General features: G+C 64.4%; 12 protein-coding genes and 1 tRNA gene. 11 read left to right on the forward strand and 2 right to left on the reverse strand.

The window, feature by feature from the left end:
• The first annotated feature begins 16 nt into the window (after window positions 1–16).
• The 5 genes from IVB01_RS03595 to IVB01_RS03615 all read left to right on the forward strand — a co-directional run bounded on the left by IVB01_RS03595 (window position 17) and on the right by IVB01_RS03615 (window position 8207).
• Window positions 17–1222 (forward strand): ABC transporter permease subunit, encoded by a 1206-nt coding sequence (locus IVB01_RS03595; protein ID WP_247281059.1) that lies wholly within the window; start codon window positions 17–19, stop codon window positions 1220–1222.
• Window positions 1219–2739 carry an amino acid ABC transporter permease gene (locus IVB01_RS03600; protein WP_247281060.1) on the forward strand — a complete coding sequence of 507 codons (1521 nt, stop codon included), beginning with the start codon at window positions 1219–1221 and terminating at the stop codon, window positions 2737–2739. Before IVB01_RS03595 ends, IVB01_RS03600 begins: the two co-directional genes overlap by 4 nt.
• A gap of 11 nt (window positions 2740–2750) precedes the next feature.
• Window positions 2751–3488 carry an amino acid ABC transporter ATP-binding protein gene (locus tag IVB01_RS03605; protein ID WP_247281061.1) on the forward strand — a complete coding sequence of 246 codons (738 nt, stop codon included), beginning with the start codon at window positions 2751–2753 and terminating at the stop codon, window positions 3486–3488.
• Between the two features lie 97 nt (window positions 3489–3585).
• Complete coding sequence (locus IVB01_RS03610; protein WP_247281062.1) at window positions 3586–5826, forward strand: tetratricopeptide repeat protein; 2241 nt, start codon at window positions 3586–3588, stop codon at window positions 5824–5826.
• A gap of 143 nt (window positions 5827–5969) precedes the next feature.
• On the forward strand, window positions 5970–8207 hold the full coding sequence (locus IVB01_RS03615) for a glycosyltransferase family 41 protein (protein WP_247449070.1): 2238 nt from the start codon (window positions 5970–5972) through the stop codon (window positions 8205–8207).
• A 16-nt stretch (window positions 8208–8223) separates the two neighbouring features.
• Here the strand turns inward: IVB01_RS03615 and IVB01_RS03620 are convergent, their stop codons facing one another.
• Window positions 8224–9258, reverse strand: a complete 1035-nt coding sequence (locus IVB01_RS03620) for a cysteine synthase A (protein ID WP_247281064.1) — start codon at window positions 9256–9258, stop codon at window positions 8224–8226.
• Between the two features lie 762 nt (window positions 9259–10020).
• Between IVB01_RS03620 and IVB01_RS03625 the strand changes: the two genes are divergently transcribed.
• The 6 genes from IVB01_RS03625 (at window position 10021) to IVB01_RS03650 (ending at window position 20116) form a co-directional block, all read left to right on the forward strand.
• Window positions 10021–11472: an efflux transporter outer membrane subunit gene (locus IVB01_RS03625; protein WP_247281065.1), complete on the forward strand. Its 1452-nt coding sequence runs from the start codon at window positions 10021–10023 to the stop codon at window positions 11470–11472.
• Window positions 11462–12853, forward strand: a complete 1392-nt coding sequence (locus IVB01_RS03630; RefSeq protein WP_247464937.1) for an efflux RND transporter periplasmic adaptor subunit — start codon at window positions 11462–11464, stop codon at window positions 12851–12853. The genes IVB01_RS03625 and IVB01_RS03630 overlap by 11 nt, the downstream gene beginning before the upstream one ends.
• Before the next feature lie 37 nt (window positions 12854–12890).
• Window positions 12891–16040 carry an efflux RND transporter permease subunit gene (locus IVB01_RS03635; protein WP_247281067.1) on the forward strand — a complete coding sequence of 1050 codons (3150 nt, stop codon included), beginning with the start codon at window positions 12891–12893 and terminating at the stop codon, window positions 16038–16040.
• The gene (locus IVB01_RS03640; protein WP_247281068.1) at window positions 16040–19144 is read left to right on the forward strand and encodes an efflux RND transporter permease subunit; all 3105 of its coding nucleotides are present in this window, start codon (window positions 16040–16042) and stop codon (window positions 19142–19144) included. Before IVB01_RS03635 ends, IVB01_RS03640 begins: the two co-directional genes overlap by 1 nt.
• Window positions 19145–19180: 36 nt before the next feature.
• The gene (locus IVB01_RS03645; protein ID WP_247281069.1) at window positions 19181–19918 is read left to right on the forward strand and encodes a tRNA-uridine aminocarboxypropyltransferase; all 738 of its coding nucleotides are present in this window, start codon (window positions 19181–19183) and stop codon (window positions 19916–19918) included.
• 124 nt (window positions 19919–20042) lie between these two features.
• A tRNA-Cys gene (locus IVB01_RS03650) sits at window positions 20043–20116 on the forward strand.
• A gap of 271 nt (window positions 20117–20387) precedes the next feature.
• On the opposite strand, the gene IVB01_RS03655 is transcribed toward IVB01_RS03650, so the two are convergent.
• The gene (locus IVB01_RS03655; protein WP_247281070.1) at window positions 20388–20540 is read right to left on the reverse strand and encodes a hypothetical protein; all 153 of its coding nucleotides are present in this window, start codon (window positions 20538–20540) and stop codon (window positions 20388–20390) included.
• Between the last annotated feature and the right edge of the window lie 8 nt (window positions 20541–20548).

The raw sequence follows: 20548 nt of genomic DNA on the forward strand, positions 1-20548 counted from the left end.
TCCGCAGCTCGCGGCGATGAGCACCGAGGCCCGTAAACCGTCGCCCCAGATTGCGCTGAAGGTCAGGCGCGTGCTGGGCGGCAAGGCAGGCTGGAACGGCATTGCCGTCCAGTTTGCCTTCGCGGCGATCCTGGGCTGGATCGGCTATGAGATCGTCTCCAATGCTCGCGCCAACCTCGAAAATCAGCACATCGCCGCCGGATTCGGCTTCCTCCGGAACAATGCCGGCTTCGACGTCAATCAGACTCTGATCTCCTACACCGGCTCGGACACGTTCCTGCGCGTGTTCGTGGTCGGGCTTCTGAACACGCTCGTGGTCTCCGTGGTCGGCATCGTCTTCGCCACCGTGATTGGCTTCATCGTCGCGCTGTGCCGGCTGTCGCCGAACTGGCTGTTGTCGCGCGTCGGCGAGATCTATGTCGAGATCATCCGCAACCTGCCGCTGCTGTTCCAGATCCTGTTCTGGTACCTCGCGGTGCTGGCGGCGTTGCCCAATCCGCGGCAGAGCATTTCGCTGCTCGGCATTGCCTTCCTCAGCAACCGGGGCCTTGTCGTTCCCAGCCCGATCGGCCAGAGCGGTCTCGAGCCGTTCCTGGCGATGCTGGCGCTCGGCTTCGTCGCGGCGCTGGCCTTGCGCATCCACGCGCGGCGCGCGCTGTTTCAGGAGGGGCGGATGATCCGGATCTGGCCCTATGTGCTGGGTCTGCTGTTCGGGCTGCCGCTCGCTACCATCTTGGTGTTCGGTTTGCCCTTCACCTTCGAGCTGCCGCAGCTCAAAGGGTTCAATTTCGCCGGTGGCTCGCGCATCATCCCGGAGTTCGTGGCGCTGACCTTGGCGCTATCGACCTATACCGCCGCCTTCATCGCCGAGATCGTGCGCGCCGGCATCCTGTCCGTCCACAAGGGGCAGATGGAGGCGGGGTCCTCGCTAGGCCTGAGCCGCGGCACCACGCTCCGTCTGATCGTCGTGCCGCAGGCCATGCGCGTCATCGTGCCGCCGCTGACCAATCAATACCTCAACCTGACCAAGAATTCTTCGCTTGCCGTCGCGATCGGCTATCCTGACCTGGTGTCGGTATTCGCCGGCACCTCGCTGAGCCAGACCGGACAGGCGATCGAGATCATCGCGATGACGATGGGCGTCTACCTCCTGATCTCACTCGTCACCAGCGCGATCATGAGCGTCTACGGTTGGCGCGTCAGCCGGAGCCTGGACGCATGAGCGATGTGGCGACGTCCGCCTTCGTCCGTCAGGACCTGGTCGCTGAGCGTCCCGCGCCGGTCCAGACCACGGGCTTCATCGGCGTGCTGCGCACCCGCTTGTTCAACTCGCCGACCAACATCCTCCTCACGATCGTGGGCGCCCTGCTGCTCTGGTTCACCATCGTTCCCTCCGTCAAGTTCCTGATGGTCGATGCGGTCTGGACCGGCAAGGATCGCACGGCCTGCCTCACCGAGAACGTCGGTTTTGCGGTCGGCGCCTGCTGGCCTTACATTCAGGCCAAGCTGCCGCAACTGATCTACGGCTTCTATCCCGAGGCCGAGCGCTGGCGGGTCAATCTCACGTTCGTCTTGGCGGTGGTGCTGCTGATGCCGCTGCTCATTCCCAGGCTGCCGGCGAAGAGTTTGAATGCCGGCCTGTTCTTCATCGCCTTTCCGGTGGTCGCATTCTTCCTGCTGCACGGCGGCGGCATCAAGGGATTTGGCCTGAGCTGGACGGTTGGCCTGCTGCAATTGTTCGACGAAAGCATCATCGGCGCCGGGCAGGCGATGCTCAATCTCAGCAAGACGTCAGCGGTCGCACCGCTGCTGTGGGCCGTCGGGAGCCTGATTGTACTGGTCGGCACGGCGATCTCCTGGCTGATCTTTCCGCTCGTCTGGCTGCGTGATCATGTCCAGAGGACGGGGGAGCCGGTCTGGGCCGATTTCGCCACCACGGCCGTGATTGTCTGCTGGATCGCCTTCCTTCTTGGCGGCGGCGTTCGTACCGGCGGGCGGGCTCTGGCATCCAGTATCGCCACCTTCATTGGCATCGCGATCGTCATCAAGCTGATGGGGCTCGATCGTGGTGGGTTGCCGATCGTGTCAACCAACTTGTGGGGTGGCCTTCTGGTGACGCTGGTGGTCTCGGTCACCGGCATTGTGACCTCACTGCCGATCGGCATCGCGCTGGCGCTCGGCCGCCGCTCCACCATTCCGCTGATCCGGATATTCTCGATCGCCTTCATCGAGTTCTGGCGCGGCGTGCCGCTGATCACCGTGCTGTTCTTTGCCACCTACATGCTGCCTTTGTTCCTGCCCGGCAATTTCACCGTCGACGGGCTCGTGCGCGCCCTGATCGGGATTGCTCTGTTCACGGGCGCCTATCAGGCCGAGAACGTCCGCGGCGGGCTGGCCGCGATTCCGCGAGGGCAGGGCGAGGCGGCGGCCGCCCTGGGGCTATCCTGGTGGAAGACGACCTCCCTGATCGTGCTGCCGCAGGCGCTGCGCCATGTCATTCCGAACCTCGTCAACAGCTTCATCTCGCTGTTCAAGGACACCTCGCTGGTGTCGATCGTGGCGCTGTTCGACCTCCTCGGCTCGCTCCGCGCCTCGTTCTCGGATCCGAAATGGTCGACGCCGTCGACCGCGTTTACCGGCTTTGCCTTCGCCGGCATCGTCTACTTCATCTTCTGTTTTGGAATGTCGCGATATTCGCTGTTCGTCGAGCACCGCCTCAACGCTCACCGCCGCACCTGATGGAGCTCACCATGTCCGACCCCATCGTCAAGATTTCCGGCCTCAACAAATGGTACGGCGACTTTCACGTCCTGCGCGACATCGACCTGGAGGTCCGCAAGGGCGAGCGCATCGTGATCTGCGGGCCGTCGGGCTCAGGCAAGTCGACGCTGATCCGCTGCATCAACGCGCTCGAGGAATTCCAGGAGGGCGAGATCGTCGTCGACGGCATCGAGCTCGGGCCGAACCTCAAGCATGTCGACGCGGTGCGACGCGAAGTCGGCATGGTGTTTCAGAGCTTTAATCTGTTTCCGCATCTCACGGTCCTCGACAATTGCACGCTGGCGCCGATCTGGGTGCGCAACATCCCCAAAAGGGATGCCGAGGCGACCGCCATGAAATTCCTGGAGCGCGTCAAGATTCCGCACCAGGCCCACAAGTTTCCCGGCCAGATGTCGGGCGGCCAGCAGCAGCGCGTCGCGATCGCTCGTGCGCTGACCATGAACCCGAAGGTGATGCTGTTCGACGAGCCGACCTCGGCGCTCGACCCCGAAATGGTCAAGGAGGTGCTCGACACCATGGTCGATCTCGCCGAGGAGGGCATGACCATGCTGGTCGTAACCCACGAGATGGGCTTTGCCCGCGAGGTCGCCAACCGCGTGGTGTTCATGGACGCCGGCCAGATCATCGAGGCCAACACGCCGAACGAGTTCTTCGCGGCCCCGCAGCACGCCCGCACCAAGCTTTTCCTGAGCCAGATCCTGCGCTGACCCCGGGGAATCCCGGGGGCGTCCTCGGCAGCTGACCGGCAGGCCCCGGCCGCGAATCAGTTAGACTCCTTTCCGGGCAATCCTCCGGAGAGACACCTTGCAGAGCAGCGGCGGCGCGCGCGCATTCCAGAACGCGCGATTGCAGAAGAAATTGATGAAGCAGGCGGACGCCATCCTCTCCGCCGCGGCCGCCGCCTATGGCCAGGGCAGATATGCCGAGACCGAGGCGCTCTGCCGTGAGATCCTGAAAGCGATTCCGGATCATGTCGATTCCATGCACCTGCTCGGCATGTGCGCCCATGACCGCCGGCGCCTTGAGGAGGCGCAACAGTTGCTCGAGCGTGTGATCGAGCTCGACCCGCGCTTGCACGATGCCCATAACAATCTCGCCACCGTGCATTTCGATCTTGGTGACTACGAAGAGGCGCGGCGGTGTCAGGAGAGGGCCATCGCGCTGAAGCCGAATTTCGCGGTGGCGCTGACCAATCTCGGCAACACGCTGATGCATTTAGGACTGTACGGACAGGCGCTGGAGCTGCACGAGCGCGCCATCAAGTTGAAGCCGGATTACGCTGATGCATTCTGCAATCGCGGCATGGTCGAGATCTTGCTTGGACAGGTCACTCGCGCCAAGGAAAGTTTCGAGCGCGCCCTGCTGTTTCAGCCGCGTCACGCGGAGGCCATCGTCGGCAAGGGCATGGTCAGCATGGAGCTGCGGCACCACGAAGAGGCGGCGGCCAAATTTGCCATGGCGCTCGCGATCAAGCCCGACTCGCCAAGGATCCTGGCCCAGCGCGGGCGGCTCAGTTACGAGCTGCAGCGCCTGGAGCAGGCGCTTGCGGATTTCGAGGCGGCGCTTGCGATTTCGCCCAAGCTCGAACTGGCTCTCCGGGGGAAGGCACAGGCCTGCCTCGTCATGGGAAAGACCGCGCAGGCGATGGCCGCCGCTACGACCTTGATCGAGCGAAATCCGCGCTCCGAGATCGGGTTGGCGCTGATGGGCTTCGCTTATTCCAACCAGGGGGAGATGGACGCCGCGATCGACTATCTCGATCGTGCGCTGGCCATCCGACCGGACTATGGAGATGCGATCAGAGGCAAGATCTTCTTGCAGGACTACCGCGCCGACGCCGATTTCGCCGTCCAGCAGGCGGTCCGAAGAGACTGGTGGGACCTGATCGGCTCCAAGCTGCCGCGAAGGGAGCTGCCGAAGCGGCCGCTTGATCCGGAAAAGCGGATCGTGGTCGGCTATGTCGCCGCTGAATTTCGGCAACACTCGGCGGGGCTCACCCTGCTGCCGGTGCTGCGCCATCATGATCACGCCAGGTTTGAAATCATCTGCTACTACTCTTGGCCGGGAGAGGACGAGTACACAGCCAAGTTCAAGCAAATGGCGGACGTCTGGGTCGACGCCTGGCAGCTATCAGACGACGAACTCGCCGATCGCATTCAGGCCGACAATGTCGACATCCTGATCGACGTTTCGGGCCACACAACCGCTAACAGGCTGCAGGTGTTCGCGCGGAAGCCGGCCCCGATCCAGGCCACGGGCTTCGGACACGCCACGGGCACGGGCATGCAGACCATGGACTACGTGCTCGCGGATTCCATTTTCATTCCGCCATCGGTTCGGCATCTGTTTGCCGAAAGGATTCACGACCTGCCGTGCCTGATCACGATGGAGCCCGTCGCGGATCTGCAGCCTTCGGAGCTTCCGATGCTCCGCAAGGGTTACGTCACCTTCGGCGTGTTCAACCGCATCTACAAGATATCGGACGATGCGATCCGTGTGTGGTCGCGCCTGATGCGAGAGGTGCCGGGATCCAAGATTGTTCTCAAACATGGTCTGCTCGATGACCCATTGCTGCGCGATGGTCTGATCGCACGTTTCGCGGCCCAGGGCATTGCCGAAGAGCATATCACCTGCATGGGCTCCACTTCGCGCAACGACCATTTGTTGGCCTTTGCCAATATCGATATTTCCCTCGATACGTTCCCGCAAAATGGCGGCATCAGCACCTGGGAATCGCTCTACAAAGGCGTTCCCGTCGTGGCCAGGCTCGGCAACGGCGCTTCCTCGCGTGCCGGTGCCTCTATCGTGACGGCCGTTGGGCTCGGCGACTGGGTCGCCGAGGATGACGAGGGCTACATCGAGATCGCCCGCAAATTTGCGACGCAGCCTGATCATCTGGCGAAGTTGCGCGCGGAGTTGCCGGCTCAGATCGCAGCATCGCCCGCCGGCAATGTCGAGATCTACACGCGTGAGCTCGAAGCTGGTTATCGCCAGTTCTGGCGCGATTATTGTGCTGCCGCCTCGGAAAGCGGCGATGCTGCGTAGGCCGGTCGGGCAGATCCAGCTGCTCCCTGCCAGATGCCGCGCCGAGCCCCGGGAAATACCGGGGCGGTTGCCGATGCCGCCGACCAGCCGGCCCGGCATGCGAATCAGCTAGACTCGCTCCGGGCCATTTCCGGAGAGACATCTTGCAGAGCAGCGCCGGCGCGCGCGCATTCCACAATGCGCGCTTGCAGAAGAAATTGAAGAAACAGGCGGATGGCCTCATCTCTGCTGCCGCAAGCGCCTATGGCCAGGGCCGTTATGCCGAGACTGATGCGCTCTGCCGCCAGATCCTGCAGGCTGTTCCGGATCATTTCGATGCCACGCACATGCTCGGCCTGTGCGGGCAACAGGCCGGGCGGCTGGAAGAGGGGCAACAGCTGCTCGAGCGCGCGGTCGCAATCGATCCGCGTTCGCACGAGGCCCACAACAACCTCGCGACCGTGTACTTCGTCCAGCAGAAGTTCGGGGCCGCTCGCGCTTGTCTGGAGAAGGCGATCGCACTGAAGCCGAATTTCGCACCGGCCCTGACCGGTCTCGGCAACACCTTGCTCCACATGAACCTGCCCGAGCAGGCCATCGAGATGTACGATCGCGCCATCGGGCTGAAGCCTGACTATGCCGACGCGCTCTGCAATCGCGGCTTGGCCGAGCTGGCGCTGGGCCGGATCGAGCGCGCCAAACAGAGTTTCGAGCGCGCCCTGCTGTTCCAGCCGCGTCACGCGGAAGGGCTTGTCGGCAAGGGCGTGGTCAGTATCGAGCTCAAGCACTACGACGAGGCGGAAGCCGCGCTCGAAGCGGCGCTCGCCATCAGGCCCCGTTCGGCGAAGGTCCTGGCGCACCGAGGCCGGCTCCATCTTGCGCGGTCGCGCCCCGAACAGGCGGCGTCGGATTTTGATGCCGCACTCGCGCTTGCACCGAATCTCGAGGCAGCCTTGCGGGGAAAGGCGGAAGTCTCGCTGAGCATGGGAAAGACGGCGCAGGCGATCCTCGCCTGCAAGTCGTTGCTTCAGGAAAATCCGCGCTCGGCGGTCGCGTTGGCGCTGCTCAGCGCCTGTTTTGCGAATCAGGGCGAGATCGCAGCGGCGATCGAACATCTCGACGCCGCGCTGGCAATCGCACCGGATCCGGACCTGATCGCGCGGAAGATCTTCTTTCTCGACTATCTCCCCGACGCCGATTTCGCGGTCCAGCAGGGCGCGCGACGATATTGGGGCGAGACGATTGGCGCCAGGGTGCAGCGACGCAAGCTTTCGCCCCGGCAGGTCGATCCGGACAGGCGGATCGTGATCGGCTATGTCGCTGCCGAGTTCTGGTACCATTCGGCGGCATTCGCGCTGCTCCCGGTGCTGAGCCGCCATGATCGCGCCCAGTTCGAGATCATCTGTTATTCTTGCTCGCCGTCACAGGACGCGATGACCGCCAGGTTCAGGTCGGTGGCGGACGTCTGGGTCGATGCCTGGCAGCTATCGGACGAGGAACTCGCCGATCGTATTGAAGCTGACAAGGTCGATATCCTGATCGACGTGTCTGGTCATTCGACCGGCAACAGGCTGCCCGTGTTCGCGCGCAAGCCTGCCCCTATCCAGGTCACGGGCTTCGGGCATGCCACGGGAACGGGGCTTCAGGCCATGGACTATGTGCTCGCCGATCCCGTCTTCATCCCGCAGTTGGCACGACATCTGCTGACGGAAAAGGTCTACGACCTGCCGTGCCTGATCACGATCGACCCGATCCTGGATGCGCCGCCTTCAGAGCTTCCCATGCTCCGCAAGGGCCATGTGACCTTCGGCGTATTCAACCGCATCAACAAGATCTCGGACGAGGCCATTCGCGTGTGGTCGCAAATCATGCGCGAGGTGACCGGGTCGAAGCTCATCGTCAAGCATACCCTGCTTGACGATCCCTTGGTGCGCGACGGTCTCCTCGCTCGATTCGCGGCACAGGGCATTGCCGAAGAGCATGTCACCTGCCTGGGCTCGTCGGAACGTGCGGAGCACCTGCGGGCGTTCATGGAGGTCGATATATCGCTCGATCCATTTCCGCAGAACGGCGGCATCAGCACCTGGGAATCGCTCTATGCCGGCGTTCCGGTCGTCGCCAAGCTCGGCCACGGTGCCTCGTCCCGCGCCGGCGCCTCCATCCTGACCGGTGCCGGTCTCGATGACTGGGTCACCGAGGATGACGAGGGCTATGCGGCGATCGCCCGCAAGTTCGCGGCACAGCCCGGGCATCTGGCGAAGCTGCGCTCGGAATTGCCGGCCCGGATCGCGCACTCGCCGGCGGGCAATGTCGAGATCTATACGCGCAGGGTCGAGGCGGGCTATCGCCAGTTCTGGCGCGATTATTGTGCGGCAGCCTCGGAACGCGTCGAGGTCGCGTAGACCGCCCGCGCCGCTATCAGACGAACGGCGGTTTGATGTTGCTGCGCTTCTCCAGCCACTCGGGTACTGGAAGGTTCTTGGCGCGCATGAAGTCGGCGTTGAACAGCTTCGACAGGTAGCGGCTGCCGGAATCGCAGAGCACCGTGACGATCGTCTTGCCGGGCCCGAGCTGCTTCGCAAGGCGCATCGCTCCGACGATATTGATGCCGGTCGAGCCGCCGAGGCACAGGCCTTCGTGCTGGAGCAGCTCGTAGATCGCACTTACGGCTTCGGCGTCGGGAATGAGATAGGCGTCATCGACCTTGGCTGTCTCCACGATCGCGGTCGCGCGGTTCAGTCCGATGCCCTCGGTGATCGAGCCACCCGGCGTCGCCTTGGGATCGCCGGTCCTGAAATATTCGTACATGCCGGCGCCGTGCGGATCGGCACAGGCGATGCGGATGCTCTTGTTCCTCTCTTTGAGGTAGCGGCTGACGCCGGCGAGCGTGCCGCCGCTGCCGACCGAGCAGACAAAGCCGTCGACCTTGCCGCCGGTCTGCTCCCAGATCTCAGGTCCGGTGGATTCGTAATGCGCCTTGGCGTTGTCGAGATTGTTCCATTGGTCTGCGAACAGCACGCCATTGGGTTCGGTCTTGCGCAGCTCGTCGGCGAGCCTGCGGCCGACATGCTGATAGTTATTCGGATTGGCATAGGGCAGGGCCGGCACCTCGATCAGCTCGGCGCCGCACAGCTTCAAGAAATCCTTCTTTTCCTGGCTCTGCGTCTCCGGGATCACGATCAGCGTGCGGTAGCCGCGCGCGCTCGCAACGACCGCGAGACCGATTCCGGTATTGCCGGCGGTCGCCTCGACCACGAGGCCACCGGGCTTCAGCTCGCCACGCTTCTCGGCCTCCAGGATCATCCATTTGCCGGCGCGATCCTTCACCGACTGGCCGGGATTCATGAACTCGGCCTTGCCCAGGATGGTGCAGCCGGTCAACTCCGAGGCGCGCGTGAGCCTGATGAGCGGGGTGTTGCCGATGGCTTCGACAACGTCGTTGTTGATGGTCATGTCGGAGGAAATCACTGGCAAAGGGTTGATCAGGTTGGCCAGAACCTAGTGCTTGGGAGCCAAAAGGGAAAGGCTTTTGCGCTGCGGCGAAACCAGCCGAAGCGCCGCCGCAGCACTGGATTCTTGAGAGGGTAAAGCGGGCGATGATGTGCTCGGCCACGAGGGCGCGATATCAGGGGAAGGATATCCCTGACATCTATGAGAGTGCAGAAGACAACGGTCGCAAGAGCGGCTCCCGCGTCAATCTTCGCCTTCGGCAGGATGTCTCGATGGCGAAAGCGTCGATGGCGCGTGGAAGTTTGAGGAGATATCTACACGACGGAGACGGGCTCGTTTTCGGCCAATGACGACATCGTGAGACCAGCCGGCCAGGCGCCGAGACTGAGCTGAAGCCGCATGACGCCCATTGCGAGCGGTGCGCCCGGATCGGGCCGCGCCGGTATCACATGAAATCTTAGTAAGCTTGAACGCGCTCCAGGAGGGGGCCGGAATTGAAGAAATCGCTGCCAGACAGGGATCTTTCCCATTTGGCAGGTTCGATAGACGCTTGTCCGAGCCGTCTATCTCGCACCTGCGGCACTGTCCCGCCGTTGCGCACCCGGCTAGTATGAGTCTGAGGTTCCGCAGAAAGCATCACGCTGTGAACGAGTTGTCCAACGCCCCCCGACTCTGCCGCCGCGAATCGGTTAATCCGGCTTCGCGGTGGCGGCTGGATCTGCCCGGCGGGGGGTGGATGTGACACAGGATGTTCCTGCGACCGCCATGCGGCGGTCTCCGGGGTCTGCGTCCTGGACGCGGCGCGCTGCGCGCTGGCTTGCGGCGCTGTGCCTCGCGGCGAATTCGGGCGCTTGCGTGCTGACGCAGGATCTTCCCGATCCCGCGCTCGATGTTCCCACCCAATACAAATACGCCGGCAAAGGGGATGCGCCGCCATCGCTGGATTGGTGGCGCGGTTTCCGCTCCACGGAGCTGACGCAGCTCATGGAGGAGGCGCAGACCGTCAACCTCGACATCGCCGCTGCGGTCGCGCGCATCGTCCAGGCCGACGCCCAGGCGCGGCAGGCGGGCGCGGCGCTGCTGCCGAGCCTGTCCACGGCCGGATCGGAAACCTATTCACGCACCTCGGGCTCCAGCGCCTCCGGCCTGTCCATAGGCGGGCGCGAAGTCGTCAACTATTCGGCCTCGTTGAGCGCGAGCTACCAGCTCGACTTCTGGGGCCAGAACCGCGATGCGCTGCAAACGGCCGAGGAGACGGCGAACGCCAACCGCTTCGATCGCGACACGGTCGCGCTGACGACGCTGGCGGCCGTCGCCAATGCCTATTTCCAGGTCCTGGCCTCACAGGACCGCATCAGGACCTCACAGCGCAACATCGCGAGCGCGCAGCGCATCCTCGATGCGGTCAAGGAGCGGCGCAGGGCCGGCACCGGCACCGATCTCGACGTCGCCCAGCAGGAGAGCGTGCTCGCGAACCAGAAGGCGCTGGTCCCGCCGCTGCGCCAGACGCTCGACCAGAACATCAATGCGCTGGCTGTCTTGGTATCGCGTCCGCCGGAGAGCGTGCGGGTGCTCGGCGGCTCGCTCGACCGGATCGCGATCCCCCGCGTCACGCCCGGACTGCCGTCGGAGCTCCTGACGCAGCGGCCGGACATCCGCCGGCAGGAGGCACAGCTCGCCTCCGCTACCGCAAACATCGGTAATGCCCGCGCGCAATTCTTTCCGACGATCCAGCTGACCGGCAATGGCGGCTATCAGAGCTCGGCGCTGGTCTCGCTATTCCAGCCGCATGCCGCCTTCTTCCAGCTCGTCGGCAGTGCCACGCAGCCGATCTTCGACGGGGGCAGGATCCTCGGCAATTTCGAACTGGCCAAGGCGCGGCAGGACGAGCTGCTCCAGACCTACCGCAAGACCATCGTCCAGGCTTTTGCCGACGTCGACAACGCGCTGTTCTCGATCAAGCAGACCACGATCAAGCTGCAATTGCAGCGCGACGTCGTTGCCGCCTCGCGCCGCGCCTTCGATCTCTCCGAGCAGCAATTGCGCGCCGGCACTGCCGACATCGTGACCGTGCTCAACACCCAACTGACCCTGTTTCAGGCGGAAGACGCGCTGTCGCAGGCCCAACTCGGACGGCTCCTCGCCATCGTCAGCCTGTACCAGGCGCTCGGCGGCGGTTGGGAGCCGAGGATGGAGAAACCGGTCAATGCTCTTTAAGCCGGAGACTAAGAAGGACGCGACGGAGGGCACGGCGAAAAAGTCGCGCGGCCGCGGCCTGATCATGACCCTGATCACGCTCGCGATCCTCGGCGGCCTCGGTTATCTCGGCTGGACCGTCACGCATCAGCAGCAAGCGAACAACCGCAACCAGCGACCCGATCTGCCGGTGCCGGTGCTGGCGGCAAGCCCGCGCATCCAGGACGTGCCGGTTTATCTCGATGGCGTCGGGGCGATCCGCGCGCTCAATACCGTGACCGTGCGCTCGCAGGTGGATGGCAAGCTGATCGCGGTCAATTTCACCGAAGGCCAGGACGTCAAGAAAGGCGACGTGCTCGGCGAGATCGATCCGGCGATCTACCAGGCCCAATACGACCAAGCCGTCGCGAAGAAGGCGCAGGACCAAGCCCAGCTGGCCAACCAGCGCATCGACCTTGCGCGCTACGAGCAGCTTGCCGCCTCCAATGCCGGCTCGAAGCAGCAGGCGGACACCCAGCGCGCGCTGGTAGCCCAGACTGAGGCGCTGGTGAAGGCGGATCAGGCCGCGATCGACAATGCAGCGGCGACGCTGAGCTACACTAAGATCGTAGCGCCGATCTCGGGTCGGGCCGGCCTACGCCAGGTCGACCAGGGCAACATCATCCATGCCTCGGACACCACAGGGCTCGTGGTGATCACTCAGCTGCAGCCGATCGCGGTGTGGTTCAGCTTGCCGCAACAGCAGATCATGCGCGTCAACGCCGCGGCGGCGAAGGGGACGCTCGCGGTCGACGTGTTCGGCAATGACGGCATCACGGTGATCGATACCGGCAAGCTCACCGGCATCGACAACCAGGTCGACCAGACCACTGGCACGCTCAAGCTCAAGGCGGAATTTCCCAACGCCAATTACCAGCTCTGGCCGGGCCAGTTCGTCAATGTCCGCCTCAAAGTCGAGACCTTGACGCAGGCGCTGGTGGTGCCGACCTCTGCGGTGCAGCGCGGTCCGATCGGGACCTTCAGCTATGTCATCGGCGAGGACAACGTCGTCTCGGCCAAGCCCGTGACGGTGACGCAGCAGAACGAGCATGATGCCGTGATCGCCAGCGGCCTCTCGCCGAATGACAAGATCGTCACCACGGGTTTTGCCAATTTGTCCGACGGCTCCAAAGTGATCGTCGGCCGCGACGACCAGACCCCCTCGGCCGATCTAGCCCCGCGCAAGCGCTCGCGCGGGCCGGACGCTCAGAAGAAGGATGGTGCCAAAGAAGGCCAGAAGGAGGGACAAGGCAACGAGGGCGAGTTCCGCGCCAAGCGGAAGAGCAGCGAAGGCGATCAGAAGGGGCAGACCGGACCGGCACCGGGGCCGGGCGCATCGGGAAGTGGAGCCAAGCAGCCATGATCCCGACAACAGCCGCCTGAAGCGGCAGGCGTAGCCCATGGGTGTCTCCGAACCCTTCATCCGACGGCCGATTGCGACCTCGCTGCTCGGCATCGCGCTGTTGATCGGCGGCGCGCTCGGCTACTTCGCGCTGCCGGTCTCGGCGTTGCCGCAGGTCGATTTCCCGACCGTGCAGGTGACGACGCAGCTGCCAGGCGCGAGCCCCGACGTGATCGCCTCGCTCATCACCGCGCCGCTCGAGCGGCAGCTCGGCCAGATCCCCTCGCTGTCGGCGATAAACTCGACCAGCTCGTTCGGCGTCAGCCAGATCTCGCTTCAGTTCGACCTCAACCGCGACATCGACGGTGCGACCCAGGACGTGCAGGCCGCGATCAACGCGGCGGCTGGTGTGCTGCCCAAAACGCTGCCTTATCCGCCGACCTACGCCAAGGTGAATCCGGCGGACGCGCCGGTGATGACGCTGGCGCTGCGCTCGGACACGATCTCGCTGCGCGTGATGAGCGACATCGCCGACACCATTCTGGCGCAACGCTTGAGCCAGATTTCTGGCGTCGGACGCGTTTCGGTGCTCGGCGGGCTGAAGCCGGCCGTGCGCATCCAGGCCGATCTGGCGCGGCTGGCCGCCTATGGCATCGCCATGGAGGACCTGCGCACGGCGATCGCCAATGCCAACGTCTCCGGGCCGAAGGGATCGCTCGACGGCGCGCAACAATCCTACATCATTGCCGCCAACGACCAGATCGCCGCGGCGGACGCCTACAAGCCCGTCATCATTGCCTATCGCAATGGCTCGCCCGTGACCATCGCCGACGTCGCGCAGATCGTCGACGGCCTCGAGAACGACCGCACTGGCGGCTGGTACCAGGGCACGCCGGCGGTCATCATCGACATCCAGCGCCAGCCCGGCGCCAACGTCATCGACGTCGTCAGCCAGATCCGCGCCGAGATCCCCAAGGTGCAGCGCGCGATTCCTGCCGGCGTGAACCTCACCATCGTCTCCGACCGCACCGTCACCATTCGTGCTTCGGTCCATGACGTGCAGTTCACCTTGATCCTGAGCGTCGTGCTGGTGACCCTGGTGGTGCTGCTGTTCCTGCGTTCGCTACGGGCTACGTTGATCGCAGGCGTGGCGCTGCCGCTATCGCTGATTACGAGCTTCGGCATCATGTATTTTGCCGGCTTCAGCCTCGACAATCTCTCGCTGATGGCGCTGACGATCGGCACCGGCTTCGTCGTCGACGACGCCATCGTCATGATCGAGAACATCGTCCGCCACATGGAGAATGGCGAGAGTGCGATGGAGGCCTCGCTGAAGGGCGCCAGCGAAATCGGCTTCACGGTGATCTCGCTGACGGTGTCGCTGATCGCGGTCTTCATTCCGCTGTTGTTCATGTCCGGTCTCGTCGGGCGCATGTTCCGCGAATTCGCGTTGACGCTGACCATCGCCGTCGTCACCTCGGCGGTGGTCTCGCTGACGCTGACGCCGATGATGTGCTCGCGTCTGCTTAAAGCCGCCCACGAGGAGCTGGCGGTGCCGGGCCTCGCCGCTGTCAGCCGTTTCATCGACCGCACCGTCGAGGCCTATCACCGGACGCTGCTGTGGGTGCTGGAACGCCAGCGCGCCACCTTGGTCGTAACCTTTGCCACGCTGGTTGCGACCCTCGTCCTCTATGTCGTCGCGCCAAAAGGCTTCCTGCCGCTCCAGGACACCGCCTCGATCACGGCGGTGACGGAGGCCGGGCCCGACGTGTCGTTCGCGGAGATGCAGAAGCGGCAAGCCGAGGCCGCCGCCGCCATCAAGGCCGATCCCGACGTGGTTGGCGTGGTCTCCGTGATCGGGGCGGGCTCGGTCAACCCGACCACCAATGTCGGGCGCATCGTGATGACCTTGAAACCGCGCGGCGAACGGCGCGACGATGTCGCCGCGGTCGTGATTCGCCTGAAGGAGAGGGTATCTGGCATTCCCGGCATGACGGTCTATTTCCAGCCGGTGCAGGACGTGCAGATCTCGACCCAGTCGAGCCGCTCGCAATACCAGTACACGCTGACCGGCACCGATGCGACGCTGGTCTCGGAATGGGCGGGCAAGCTGGTGGCGGAGATGCGGCGGAATCCGCTGTTCCGTGACGTCTCCTCGGAGGCGCAGGAAGGCGGGCTGCGGGCGCAGCTCGACGTGGATCGCACGCGGGCGGGGCAACTCGGCGTCAGCCTCCAGGCCATCACCGACACGCTGAACGACGCCTTCGCGCAGCGGCAGATCTCGACTATCTACGGCCAGGCCAACCAGTACCGAGTCGTGCTGGAGGCGCTGCCGATGTACCAGCGCGACCCTTCGATCCTGTCAAAGCTCTATCTGCCGGGCGCCGCGAGCACCACCGTCGGCGCGCCAAGCGCCCAGGTGCCGCTGTCGGCCGTGGCGACGCTGAAGCGCACCACGGCGCCGCTCGCGATCTCGCACCAGGCGCAATTCCCCTCCGTGTCGCTCAGCTTCAATCTTGCGCCGGGCGCGGCGCTGGGCGATGCGGTCGAGGCGGTCAAGACGATCGAGACCCGGATCGGCATGCCCAACAGCATCGTCGGCGTCTATGCCGGCGATGCCGCCGAATTCGCCAAGGCGCTGGCCGGCCAGCCCTGGCTGCTGCTTGCCGCCGTCATCACCATCTACATCGTGCTCGGCGTGCTCTATGAGAGCTACATCCACCCGATCACCATCCTCTCGACGCTGCCCTCGGCCGGCGTCGGCGCTATCCTGGCCCTGGTGCTGTGCGGCCAGGACCTCTCGGTGATCGGCCTGATCGGCATCATCCTCTTGATGGGCATCGTCAAGAAGAACGCGATCATGATGATCGACTTCGCGCTGGAGGCCGAGCGCAGGCAGGGCATGTCGCCGAACGAGGCGATCGTGCAGGCCTGCCTCTTGCGCTTCCGTCCGATCATGATGACGACGCTGGCGGCGCTGTTCGGCGCGCTGCCGCTGGCGATCGAGAGCGGCACCGGCGCCGAGCTGCGCTTTCCGCTCGGCATCTCCATCATCGGCGGCCTGCTGCTGAGCCAGTTACTGACGCTCTATACCACCCCCGTGATCTACCTCGCGCTCGACCGCATCAACCGCCGCCTCGAGCAGGCGCTGCCGCCGGCCGAATCCGGCGGCCCGCCGATTGCCGGCGCGACCGAGGGGATGCAGTGATGGCATCGATCTCGGAGCCCTTCATCCGCCGCCCGGTCGCGACCACGCTGCTGTCGATCGGGTTGTTCCTGCTGGGTGTCGTCGCCTACCAGTTCCTTCCCGTTGCCTCGGTCCCGAATGTCGACTTTCCCGCCATCTTCGTCTCTGCCAGTCGCCCCGGCGCCGATCCGTCCGTGATGGCCGCGACCGTGGCCTCGCCGCTGGAACGGCGGCTCGGCGAGATCGCCGGCATCAACCAGATCACGTCCACAAGTTCGCTCGGCACGACCAACATCCAGCTCCAGTTCGACATCGGCCGCAACATCGACAAGGCCGCCCGCGACGTGCAGGCAGCCATCAACGCCTCGCTCGTCGATCTGCCCAGCGACCTGCCGACGCTGCCTCGCTTCCGCAAAGCCAACACGGCCGGCGCGCCCGTCTTCGTGCTCGCTTTGACCTCGAAGACGCTGTCGGCCAGCGCGATCTACGACGTCGCAGATACGGTCATCGCGCAGCGTATCTCACAGGTGCCTGGTGTCGGCGACGTCACGGTCTCCGGCGCCGACCAGCCGGCCGTGCGGGTGCAGCTCAATCCCGTCGCGCTGTCGAATGCAGGTATCGCCACCGACGACGTCAGGACCGCGATCATCAACGCCAACCCGCTCGGTCCCGTCGGCATCTTCAACGGCGAGCGCCAGAGCGAGACGCTGGCCCTCAATCGGCAGATGCGCACGGCGAAAGAGTTCCGCGACATCGTCATCAAAAGCTCCAACGGCAATTTCGTGCGGCTGTCCGACGTCGCCGATATCGAGGATTCCGTCCGCAACGCCCGCTCGATCGCCTGGTTCAACAAGCAGCCGGCGGTGCTGATCCAGATCACCAAGCAGGGCGACGCCAACGTCATCGGCACGGTCGATCGGGTGAAGGCGCTGATCCCCGCGCTGAAGCAGTGGATCCCGGCCGGCGTCGAGATCTCGACGCTGGTCGATCGCACCGGTACGATCCGCGCCAGCGTCCTGGATATGCAATGGACCTTGCTGGCAACCGCGCTCCTCGTCATGGTCGTGGTGTTCGTGTTCCTGCGGCGGCTGACGCCGACGATCGCAGCGGGCATCTCGGTGCCGCTGGCGCTGGCCGGCACCTGCGCCGGCATGTGGGTCGCGGGCTTCTCGATCGACAATCTCTCGCTGATGGCGCTGGCGATCTCCGTCGGCTTCGTGGTCGACGACGCTATCGTCATGATCGAGAACATGTTCCGCAATCTGGAGCACGGCATGCGGCCGTTTCGGGCGGCGCAGGAGGGTGCGAAGCAGATCGGATTTACCGTGGTCTCGATCAGCCTGTCACTGATCGCAGCGTTCACGCCGTTGATCTTCATGGACGGCATCGTCGGCCGTCTCCTGCGCGAATTCTCGCTGACGCTGACCTTCGCGATCCTGGTCTCGACGCTGGTGTCGCTCACGGTCACGCCAATGATCTGCGCCCATTACATCCGGCAGACCACGTCCGGCACCGCGACGTTGTTCGACCGCCTGATCGAGGGCTCGCTGTCGCGCATCGTCGCCTTCTACACCCGCACTCTGCGCACCGTACTGGAATTTCCGCTGCTGACGCTGCTCGTATTCTTCGCCACCATCGGCCTCACGGTGACGCTCTACATCAAGGTGCCCAAGGGCTATTTCCCGACCGATGATTCCGGTTTCATCATCGGCGCGACCCGCGCTTCGGCCGACATCTCGTTCCAGTCCATGCTCGGCCTCCAGCAGCGGCTCGCCGACATCGTGATGCAGGATCCGGCCGTCGCCGGCATCGGCTCGACCGTCGGTAGCGGCGGCGGCCCGGGGGCGGCGACCTCGAACCGCGGCACCATGTTCATCAGCCTGAAGCCGCCGGAGGAGCGCGAGCACGTCTCGACGCAGGTCGTCATCGACCGTCTCAGGCGCGCATTGTATCCCGTGCCCGGCATCCGCCTGTTCATGTTCGCCGCCCAGGACGTGCGCGCCGGCGGGCGGCAAAGCGATTCCGACTACCAGTACACGCTGACCAGCACCGATCTCGGCCTGCTGCAGAAATGGGCGCCGATCGTGGCCAAGCGGATGGAAAGCATCGAGGGCATCACCGATATCTCCAGCGACCGCGATCCCGGTGGGCTCCAGCTTACGCTCAGCATCGATCGCCAGAAGGCCTCGGCGCTGGGCGTCAGGGTCCAGGACATCGACAATGCGTTGAACAACGCTTTCGCGCAGCGGCAGATCGGAATCATCTACACCCAGCGCAACCAGTACATGACCGTGCTGGAGATCGACCCGAAATTCCAGGTCGATCCCTCCAATCTCGATCGCATCTATGTCGCCGGCGCCGGCGACGCTCAGGTCCCATTGTCGGCCGTGGTGCACGCAACGCGCGGACTTGCCGCGCTCGCGGTTTATCACTCGCAGTCGTTCCCCTCGACGACAGTCTCGTTCAACCTCTTGCCGGACGTGCCGCTCCAGGCCGCGACGCAAAATATCCAGCGTGCGGTCGAGGAATTGCACATGCCCGAGGGCATCCGTGGCAGCTTTGACGGCAATGCCGGCGATTTCGCCAAGACCAGCGGGCGTCAGCCGCTCCTGATCCTCGGTGCGCTAGTCGCGATGTATATCGTGCTCGGCGTGCTCTATGAGAGCCTTGCCCACCCGCTCACGATCATCTCCACGCTACCGTCAGCCGGCCTCGGCGCGCTGCTTGCGCTTCAACTGACCAATACGCCGCTGACCGTGATCGCCTTCGTCGGCATCATCCTGCTGATCGGCATCGTGAAGAAGAACGGCATCATGATGGTCGACTTCGCTCTCGATGCCGAGCGCCAGCGCGGATTGTCGTCGGCGGAGGCGATCTTCGAGGCCTGCCAGGCGCGCTTCCGCCCGATCCTGATGACGACAATGGCGGCGCTGTTCGCCGGCATTCCGCTGGTGGTCGCGACCGGCCCCGGCACGGAGCTGCGCCGACCGCTCGGCATCACCATCATCGGCGGTCTGTTCGTCTCGCAGATCCTGACGCTCTACACGACGCCAGTGATCTACCTCCTGATCGACCGTCTGAGACGGCGAACCGCGCCGCGCCCGCTGCCCGCGCCGGCGGAATAGGTTGTTGAAGCGTCGCTTGGAGCGTATAGCGGCGCCATGTCCAACCAGCCCGACACCGCTGCCGCGCCGACCGAGCCGATCCCCGAATGCCCGCACTGCCAGAAGCCGATGCCGCTGTGCATCTGCGACACCGTCACGCCCATTGAAAATCGGCTGTCGCTCCTGATCCTCCAGCATCCGCAGGAACAGGACAGGGCGCTCGGCACCGCGCGGCTGCTCGCTAAGCATTTCGTAGATGCCACGCTGCGCGTTGGCCTGTCCTGGCCGAGCCTGTCCAAGGCGCTGGGCCGGCCGGTCGAGAATGCCGCGCGGTGGGCCGTGCTCTATCTCGGCTCGGCTCGCGCCGCCGATCTCGAGGCCGAGGGCGAGATCGTCGCGCTCAACCGCAAGGGTGAGATCGCGGACAACCAGCGCGCGATCCTCGGCAAGCTCGAAGGCGTCGTGCTGCTCGACGGCACCTGGAGCCAGGCCAAGGCGCTGTGGTGGCGCAATCCCTGGATGCTGAAATGCCAGCGCGTGATCCTGAACCCGGCGCACCCCTCGCGCTACGGCCGCCTGCGCAAGGAGCCACGCCGCGACGGTCTTTCGACCATCGAGGCCGCGGCGACGATCCTCGCGGCCGTCGAGCGGCGTCCCGATATCGCCGACACCCTGCACGCCAGTTTTGAACGACTGTTGACACGCTACCGCGAGGTCCAGGCCGAGATGCCGGAACTGGCGCCCAAACCTGCCCCGAAGGGCCGCCGCGACTTCCGGCGTCGCAAACGAGCCTGACCCAAGCCTACATCGTGCTGCGCGTTCTCGCCTGCATCTACCAACCGACCGATGGGGTAAAGGGACAGCTGGCCCATCGGGGTTGCCTAAACCTTTCATCCCCTATATTGCTCCGGCCTTACGGGGCCACGTGGCGGAGTGGTTACGCAACGGTCTGCAAAACCGTGTACACCAGTTCAATTCTGGTCGTGGCCTCCATTACAAGCTACGGAAACTGCTTGTAGACTTCATTCGGTCTCAGTTCCGCTGATCCGGCCGGCCAGCGGATTGCAAATTCTAGGTAGCGGCGCACAGCAAGACCGGTCCCACCGAGTTCGCGACAGTACGGCGGCCCGCTGATGTCTCTGGGCCGAGATTGCTGTTCGAAACGGCTCTGCGACGAGAGGCGTGTCGGTCAGTCGCGGTGACCCCCGGGCTAGTCTAGGACGCGCCGAAGCGCCCCCGAAGAGAATGGATTCTCCACCTAATCCTAGTGCAGCACGCGGGCGGCTTCGGCGAGCCGGACTTTCTCTCTGAGATCTTCAAGTTCCTCGATTGCGTCTAACAACGCGAGCAGCTTGTCGCGGGCAGCATGTGTCAAATTGGACTTCGGACGCTTTGAAATACGAGCTCGCTGTCCCATCAGTGCAC

The organism is Bradyrhizobium sp. 164, assembly GCF_023073715.1.
Classification (GTDB): domain Bacteria; phylum Pseudomonadota; class Alphaproteobacteria; order Rhizobiales; family Xanthobacteraceae; genus Bradyrhizobium.